This is a genomic window from Pseudomonas weihenstephanensis (assembly GCF_001043055.1).
GTDB classification, from domain to species: domain Bacteria; phylum Pseudomonadota; class Gammaproteobacteria; order Pseudomonadales; family Pseudomonadaceae; genus Aquipseudomonas; species Aquipseudomonas weihenstephanensis.
In genome coordinates this window covers 678,108-684,107 of sequence record NZ_JYLF01000003.1, presented here as the reverse complement: position 1 = coordinate 684,107, position 6,000 = coordinate 678,108, and the positions used below count along the sequence as shown (strand labels likewise).

The following is a 6,000-nucleotide window of genomic DNA, read 5'->3' as shown; positions in this document are numbered from 1 at the left end:
CTGACCCCACAAGCACCCACACGAATTGCTTGATTCAGTTGTTAAAGAGCGGTTGGTTAAGCTTTCGCTCAACCGAGGCGCGCATTCTACAGCAGCCCCTGTTGCTGTCAAGCGGTTATTTCAGAAGCTTTCAAAGTTTCCCTTGTAACTTCAACCACTTGCGCTTTCGATCTCTCGTTAGCGGGAGGCGAATTCTACAGCGTTATACGCTGCTGTCAACACCTCATTTCCTGCTTCGATGATTTGAAGCTAGCATCGCCGAAAACCGCTCAACTCATTGATACTCAAGGAGTTTTCCGTTTCGACTACGCCGGAAGTGGGCGCATTATAGGCTAATAAAATGCGCCGTCCAGCAATAATTACAGCTTTATTCGGTTTTCAGCGTAATCCGTGCAAAAGCCTTCTTTCCTGCCTGACATACATGGGTCGAACCCAGTACATATATATAGGTGCGATCAACCACCTCTCCATCTATTCGCACACCACCTGAACCCAGCAAATCACGCGCAACAGCGGAGTTCTTCACCAGCCCTGCCTTATTAAGGACCGCCGCAATCGGCATATCTTCACTCGCAAGCAGTTCAATTTCTGGCAAATCGTCAGGCAGCTCACCCTCTTTCATGCGATTACCCGCCCCACGGTGCGCGTTAGCAGCAGCCTCATCACCATGGAAACGAGCCACAATCTCTTCAGCAAGCTTGATTTTGATATCGCGCGGGTTAGCCCCCGCCTCGACATCAGCTTTAAACGCATTGATTTCGTCCATCGAGCGAAAGCTCAGCAACTCAAAGTAACGCCACATCAACGCATCCGGTATGGACACCAGCTTGCTGTACATCACACCCGGCGCTTCTTGAATACCGACATAGTTACCCAAGGACTTGGACATCTTCTTAACGCCGTCCAAACCCTCCAGCAGCGGCATAGTCACAATGCACTGAGCCTCCTGCCCATAGCCGCGCTGCAACTCACGCCCCATCAGCAAGTTGAATTTCTGATCAGTACCACCCAGCTCTACATCAGCCCGTAAAGCGACCGAGTCATAACCCTGCACTAATGGATATAGGAATTCATGAATCGCGATGGGCTGGTTCGTGGTGTAACGCTTGTCGAAATCATCGCGCTCAAGCATCCGGGCCACGGTGTACTGAGACGTCAAACGAATGAAGTCAGCCGGCCCCATCTGATCCATCCAGGTGGAGTTGAAAGCGACTTCAGTTTTAGCAGGGTCGAGGATCTTGAAGACTTGTGCTTTATAAGTCTCAGCATTATCCAGCACTTGCTCACGCGTCAGCGGAGGACGCGTTGCGCTCTTACCGCTGGGGTCACCAATCATCCCTGTGAAGTCACCAATCAAAAAGATGACGTGATGGCCCATCTCCTGAAACTGACGCAGCTTATTAATAAGGACTGTGTGCCCCAAATGCAGGTCGGGCGCTGTCGGATCAAATCCGGCCTTAATACGCAGCGGCTGGCCGCGCTTTAATTTCTCGACCAATTCAGACTCGACCAGTACCTCTTCGGCACCACGCTTGATTAGCGCTAGCTGCTCTTCAACCGACTTCATATCAGACCCGTAAGGCTCAAATTCAAAGGGAACCAACCATACAAGATCAGCCACTAATTACAAGTTCTCACCTACGTGTGGGCGGCTATCTGTCAGCCAATGCTTCAGCGGCTTGCTTCATGGGTGTTTTGGTTATATTTTATACAGTTATTTCATGTTCACCGTGTCAGTCATCTTTTCCAATTCATCTATCTCAAAGTCAAATTATCTATGACCAGTCAACCGCCTAAAGCGCCGCCGCTTTATCCGAAGACCCACCTGCTTGCCGCTAGTGGAATCGCTGCATTATTAAGCTTGGCCCTGCTGGTATTTCCTTCAAGCGAAGTAGAAGCCAAACGCACGACTCTAAACCTGGAGCTCGAAAGCCCCGCAGAACAACTGACACAAGATCAAGACGCTTCCGAATTGGTTCAAGCCACAACAGAGGCGCCAGCCTCGCCCTTTGCCCAAATCGAACAGCAAGAGACTGCCCCGACCGCAACAGCTAAGGTCGACGAGAAAAAAGAGCCTAACCACCGCGAAGTTATCGTGGCAAAAGGTGACACGCTCTCAACATTGTTCGAAAAGGTGGGACTGCCTTCCGCATCCGTGCATGAGATTTTGGCCAGCGACAAGCAAGCCAAGCAATTTAGCCAACTCAAGCACGGTCAAAAACTTGAGTTTGATATGAGCCCTGATGGTCAACTCAAAAGCCTGCACAGCCGTGTTAGCGACCTTGAAACCATTACCCTGACAAAAACAGCCAAGGGCTATGCGTTTAACCGGGTGACAACATTGCCTACCGTACGCACAGCGTATGTACACGGCGTCATCAGCAGCTCGCTTTCCGCGTCGGGGCAACGTGCAGGCTTGCCGCACAGCATGACAATGGACATGGCCAAGGTATTTGGCTACGACATTGACTTCGCCCAGGACATTCGCCCAGGCGACCAGTTTGAAGTGATCTATGAGCAAAAAGTCGCCAACGGCAAAACGGTCGCGACGGGTAATATTCTGTCCGCACGCTTCACCAACCGCGGTAAGACTTACACCGCCGTGCGCTACACCAACAAACAAGGCATCAGCAATTACTACACCGCTGACGGTAATAGCATGCGTAAAGCGTTTATCCGCACACCGGTAGACTTCGCTCGCATCAGCTCGCGCTTTTCCTCAGGCCGCAAACACCCAATCCTGAACAAGATCCGTGCCCACAAAGGCGTGGACTATGCAGCACCTCGTGGCACTCCGATCAAAGCTGCCGGTGACGGTAAAGTGTTACTCGCAGGTCGCCGCGGTGGTTACGGCAATACCGTGATCATTCAACACGGCAACACCTATCGCACTCTTTACGGCCACATGCAGGGGTTTGCCAAAGGCGTCAAAACAGGCGGTTCTGTTAAGCAAGGGCAAGTGATTGGTTATATCGGCACCACCGGCCTGTCGACCGGCCCCCATCTGCACTATGAATTTCAAGTGAATGGCGTACACGTCGATCCGCTAGGCCAAAAGCTCCCAATGGCCGATCCAATTGCCAAAAACGAACGCGCTCGCTTCCTGCAACAAAGCCAACCCCTGATGGCACGCATGAACCAGGAAAAAGCCACGCTGCTCGCATCGAGCAAACGCTAAATCATGGCGCTCTATATAGGTGTGATGTCCGGGACTAGCCTGGACGGCATGGACATCGCACTCATTGAGATGGGTGCGAGACCCACATTGGTTGCCACTCACTACACGCCGATGCCCGCGGCCCTGCGCGCAGAGTTACTCGGCTTGTGCGCCAGCGGCCCCGATGAGGTCATGCGGTGCGCCGTTGCTGAAAATCACTGGGTCGAACTGGCAGCTCAGGGCGTCAATGCACTCCTTGCACAACAACAGCTCGCACCCGCTTCAATCAGAGCAATCGGGAGTCACGGCCAAACCATCCGCCATGAACCCGCCCTAGGCTTCACGGTGCAAATTGGCAACCCGGCGCTACTGGCAGAACTTACAGGTATATGCGTGGTAGGCGACTTTCGACGCCGAGACGTGGCCGCTGGCGGTCAAGGCGCACCTTTGGTCCCTGCATTCCATGAAGCACTGTTCAATGACGACACTGGCTATCGCGCAGTCTTGAACGTAGGCGGTTTCAGCAATCTCAGCCTGATTACGCCTACATCACCTGTCGCCGGATTTGATTGCGGCCCAGGCAACGTACTACTGGATGCCTGGATACACGACACCTGCGGCGAGCTCTACGACCGTAATGGCCAATGGGCTGCAAGCGGCAAGGTAGAACCGATATTGCTTGAGACACTGCTCAGCGATTCGTTCTTCAAGACAAAAGGCCCAAAAAGCACCGGCCGTGAAGTTTTCAACCTCAGCTGGCTAAAGCATCACCTGCAAAGTTTGCCCACGTTCGCCGCCGAAAACGTTCAGGCAACCTTGCTCGAGCTCACCGCGCTGACCATCGTAGAATCGTTAAAAGCCGCTCAACCGCTCACTGAAGAGCTGCTGGTATGCGGCGGCGGCGCGCACAATGGCACGCTCATGGCACGGCTGGCCGCACTGCTTCCCCACACAACAGTCAGTAGCACACACGCCAAAGGCGTCGACCCGGACTGGGTTGAAGCGATGGCGTTTGCATGGCTCGCACACTGTTGCCTGGAAAACATCCCCACCAACCGCCCGAGTGTCACTGGCGCCCGTGGCCTACGGGTCCTCGGCGCAATCTACCCCGCCTGAAGCCCTCTCAACAATTTGCACACAGCAAAACGCCGCGAACTGACGCGGCGTTTTGAGTACTGCGCGTGCTGAGTGATCAGATCGAGAACGAAGATCCGCAACCACACGTCGTGGTGGCGTTAGGATTGTTGATCACAAAACGCGAGCCTTCCAGGCCTTCCTGATAATCCACCTCGGCTCCCGCCAAGTACTGGAAGCTCATTGGATCGACCACCAGGCTCACGCCTTCGCGCTCAACGATAGTGTCATCTTCGGCCACGTCATCATCGAACGTGAAACCATACTGAAAACCGGAACAACCGCCGCCCGTAACAAACACGCGCAACTTCAAACGATCATTACCCTCTTCATCGACCAGGCTCTTCACCTTGTGCGCAGCACCTTCGGTGAATTGCAAAGCCGTGGGGGTGAAGGATTCGACGCTCATGCTGACTATCTCCCGGCGCTATGCCGCCATAATGCGTGATGACGCGCATTATCCGCTTCTCCTAGAAAAGCGGTCAACTATTCATAAGTATCAACGGCAAGCCAGCGACTTGCCGCTTGAGCATATTGCTTGCCCTTACGGCAGCATCCCGGCATGCGACAAGCCCAAACGCTCATCCAGACCGAACAGGATATTCATATTCTGAACCGCCTGACCCGAAGCGCCTTTGACCAGATTGTCGATGACCGACAACACCACGACCAGATCGCCATCTTGAGGACGATGGATCGCGATTCGGCACACATTCGCGCCACGCACACTGCGAGTCTCGGGGTGGCTGCCGGCAGGCATCACATCGACGAAAGGTTCGTTGGCGTAACGCTTTTCAAACAACGCCTGCAAATCTACGGAACGGTCAACAACGGTCGCATACAGCGTGGAATGGATACCGCGAATCATCGGCGTCAAGTGCGGGACAAACGTCAGCCCCACGTCCTTACCGGCTGCACGACGTAGACCCTGACGGATCTCAGGCAAGTGGCGATGACCTTTTACTGCATACGCCTTCATGCTTTCTGAGGTCTCTGCGTAAAGAGAACCTACGCTAGCCCCACGCCCCGCACCGCTGACACCGGACTTGCAGTCCGCAATCAACACCGAAGTATCGGCAAGCCCAGCTTCCAGCAAGGGAAGAAAGCCCAGCTGGGTAGCAGTCGGGTAGCAACCGGGCACCGCAATCAGGCGCGCCTGCTTGATTTGCTCGCGATTAACTTCCGGCAGGCCATACACCGCTTCTTTCAGCAGTTCTGGGGCGCCGTGCGGCTGACCGTACCACTTGGCCCACTCATCCGCGTCCTGCAAACGGAAGTCCGCGGACAGGTCGATCACCTTGGTGCCCGCAGCCAGTAGCTCACCCGCTAACGCATGGGCAACACCATGCGGCGTGGCGAAAAACACTACATCACACGCGCCCAATGTTTGCGTGTCCGGCACGCTGAAGGCCAGGCCATCGTAATGACCGCGCAGGTTGGGATACAGATTGGCTACCGGCAGGCCCGCCTCGGATCGAGAAGTGATGACCACCACTTCAGCCTGCGGATGCTGTGCCAGCAAACGCAGCAATTCGACCCCGGTGTAACCCGTGCCGCCGACAATACCGACCTTGACCATAACCTGCCCCTCAACGAACCCACTGGAAAGCCCTCGATAATAGGGACAGCGCGCCCCTGCGACAACCGCCAAGGTGACTCTCAAGCGCTCTACTACTACTATTTGGTCTACTGTGAACCTGGGAATAACT

The 6,000-nt window shown here is 54.5% G+C and carries 5 protein-coding genes; 2 read left to right on the top strand and 3 right to left on the bottom strand.

The window, feature by feature from the left end; translation table 11 throughout:
* Nucleotides 1–367 precede the first annotated feature (367 nt).
* Complete coding sequence (gene tyrS, locus TU86_RS10770) at nucleotides 368–1,567, bottom strand: tyrosine--tRNA ligase (protein ID WP_048364269.1); 1,200 nt, start codon at nucleotides 1,565–1,567, stop codon at nucleotides 368–370.
* 210 nt (nucleotides 1,568–1,777) lie between these two features.
* Between tyrS and TU86_RS10765 the strand changes: the two genes are divergently transcribed.
* Entirely contained in the window at nucleotides 1,778–3,178 is a 1,401-nt protein-coding gene (locus TU86_RS10765) for a peptidoglycan DD-metalloendopeptidase family protein (RefSeq protein ID WP_048364268.1), read from the top strand.
* A gap of 3 nt (nucleotides 3,179–3,181) precedes the next feature.
* Nucleotides 3,182–4,273, top strand: a complete 1,092-nt coding sequence (locus TU86_RS10760) for an anhydro-N-acetylmuramic acid kinase (protein WP_048364267.1) — start codon at nucleotides 3,182–3,184, stop codon at nucleotides 4,271–4,273.
* Between the two features lie 76 nt (nucleotides 4,274–4,349).
* Here the strand turns inward: TU86_RS10760 and erpA are convergent, their stop codons facing one another.
* Entirely contained in the window at nucleotides 4,350–4,700 is a 351-nt protein-coding gene (erpA, locus tag TU86_RS10755; protein WP_048364266.1) for an iron-sulfur cluster insertion protein ErpA, read from the bottom strand.
* Between the two features lie 135 nt (nucleotides 4,701–4,835).
* Nucleotides 4,836–5,870, bottom strand: a complete 1,035-nt coding sequence (argC, locus tag TU86_RS10750) for an N-acetyl-gamma-glutamyl-phosphate reductase (protein WP_048364265.1) — start codon at nucleotides 5,868–5,870, stop codon at nucleotides 4,836–4,838.
* Between the last annotated feature and the right edge of the window lie 130 nt (nucleotides 5,871–6,000).

Excerpts from the sequence above, each read along its gene's own strand:
- tyrS (WP_048364269.1), bottom strand. The coding sequence starts at position 1,567 with ATGAAGTCGGTTGAAGAGCAGCTAGCGCTAATCAAGCGTGGTGCCGAA.
- argC (WP_048364265.1), bottom strand. The coding sequence starts at position 5,870 with ATGGTCAAGGTCGGTATTGTCGGCGGCACGGGTTACACCGGGGTCGAA.
- TU86_RS10760 (WP_048364267.1), top strand. The coding sequence starts at position 3,182 with ATGGCGCTCTATATAGGTGTGATGTCCGGGACTAGCCTGGACGGCATG.
- TU86_RS10765 (WP_048364268.1), top strand. The coding sequence starts at position 1,778 with ATGACCAGTCAACCGCCTAAAGCGCCGCCGCTTTATCCGAAGACCCAC.
- erpA (WP_048364266.1), bottom strand. The coding sequence starts at position 4,700 with ATGAGCGTCGAATCCTTCACCCCCACGGCTTTGCAATTCACCGAAGGT.